Source organism: Robinsoniella sp., assembly GCF_034124845.1.
On record NZ_JAWYAJ010000099.1, the window covers coordinates 1 to 1,508 of the forward strand.

Below are 1,508 nucleotides of genomic sequence, written 5' to 3' on the forward strand. Positions count from 1 at the left end.
GTCCAAGAAGCAGTTAATGGATGGGTTCCAGACATATCTGTCAAAAGATCCCATTAAGGCTGCACTTGTGGATATGACAGCGTTAGAACTGGTGGAAGTAACCAGGAAAAAAGTAAAAAAATCCCTGGCAGAACAGGTAAAAGCAATTACTGAGATACAAAGGAAGTGACTTTATGATCAGAGCGGATTTACATTTACACAGCCGTTATTCCGATGGCAGTGATTCAGCAGAAATGGTTTTTGAAAAAAGTGTCCGGGAAGGACTGGACGTAATTGCACTTACAGACCATGATGCTCCACCCAGGGAAGATATCTTAAAAGCCCTTGGCAGAAAATATCAGATGCAGGTGATTATGGGAATGGAATGCGGCACCAGGGATTCTGAGACGAAACTGGATGCCCATATCCTGGCATATCATACAGCCGATTATGAGCCTGTCACCAGACTGATGAAACCGGTCCTTGAAATGAGGCATGAACGGAGCTTATGGCAGATAGAACGCCTGCGTGAAATGGGGTATGACATCAGCCGGGAAGCAGCAGAAAAGGAAACAGACGGCTGCTGCATCTACCGCCAGCATATTAATTATGTATTATATAAAACAGGGCAGATTGATGCTATGTTCGGCTCGTGGATGCAGCGGATGTACCGGGAAAACGGACCGTTAAGGGTCAGCTATGAATATCCCGAGACAACGGAGGTTGTAAAAGCTATTGTGAAAGGCGGAGGAAAGGCAGTGCTTGCCCACCCGGGACAGCAGCAGAATATCCGTCTGATTCCAAAACTGGTGGAAGCAGGGCTGACCGGTGTGGAATTACTGCATCCGTCTAATACGCCCTTTGATCTAAAAGAAATAGCGGCAACGGCGGAGTATTATCATTTATTTCTGACTGGCGGAAGCGATTATCACGGACTGCTTTCCCCAAAGGGAGGACAGGTGGGAGAAAGCGTCATGGAATATCAGGATATCCATGAAATTTTTCAGCCAATGTAGAATCAATATTAAAAAATGGTTCATAATAGAAGGAGGAAACAATTATGATTAAATTTAACCACTTTAACTTTAATGTCCTGGATTTGGAAAAATCCCTCGCTTTTTATGAAGAAGCACTTGGATTAAAACCGGTGCGTGAAAAAAATGCATCAGACGGTTCTTTTAAACTTGTATATCTGGGGGATGGGATTACCGAATTTACTTTGGAGCTCACCTATCTGACAGAGCGTAAAGAACCATACAATCTTGGGGAAGATGAATTCCATCTGGCATTCGTAACGGATGATTATGAAGGATTTCATAAGAGACACAAAGAGATGGGATGCATCTGTTTTGAAAATGAAGCGATGGGAATCTATTTTATAGCAGATCCGGACGGATACTGGATAGAAATTGTGCCGGAAAGATAAGAACTGGAAATTGCGCGAAAAATAAGGAATAATTTTGAAAAAATAGTTGACGTAAAATCTTCAGTATGCTATTATACTCTAGTATGCCGCACAGAGAGGTTTA

3 protein-coding genes are annotated in these 1,508 nt (G+C 42.8%); all 3 read left to right on the forward strand.

Translation table 11 applies throughout. The features are described 5' to 3' along the window. Positions 1 to 16 precede the first annotated feature (16 nt). From ACH2DQ_RS04915 to ACH2DQ_RS04925, 3 genes are read left to right on the forward strand one after another with little or no spacing between them, the layout of a single operon-like run. A complete protein-coding gene (locus tag ACH2DQ_RS04915) occupies positions 17 to 169 on the forward strand; it encodes a hypothetical protein (RefSeq protein ID WP_395025794.1) in 153 nt (50 codons plus the stop codon). Between the two features lie 4 nt (positions 170 to 173). Next, complete coding sequence (locus ACH2DQ_RS04920) at positions 174 to 995, forward strand: PHP domain-containing protein (RefSeq protein WP_394911216.1); 822 nt, start codon at positions 174 to 176, stop codon at positions 993 to 995. A gap of 44 nt (positions 996 to 1,039) precedes the next feature. Then, positions 1,040 to 1,405, forward strand: coding sequence for a VOC family protein (locus ACH2DQ_RS04925; protein WP_394911217.1), 366 nt, complete (start codon positions 1,040 to 1,042; stop codon positions 1,403 to 1,405). Positions 1,406 to 1,508 lie beyond the last annotated feature (103 nt).

Coding starts and splice junctions, on each gene's coding strand:
- ACH2DQ_RS04920 (WP_394911216.1), top strand. CDS start 174: ATGATCAGAGCGGATTTACATTTACACAGCCGTTATTCCGATGGCAGT.
- ACH2DQ_RS04925 (WP_394911217.1), top strand. CDS start 1,040: ATGATTAAATTTAACCACTTTAACTTTAATGTCCTGGATTTGGAAAAA.
- ACH2DQ_RS04915 (WP_395025794.1), top strand. CDS start 17: ATGGATGGGTTCCAGACATATCTGTCAAAAGATCCCATTAAGGCTGCA.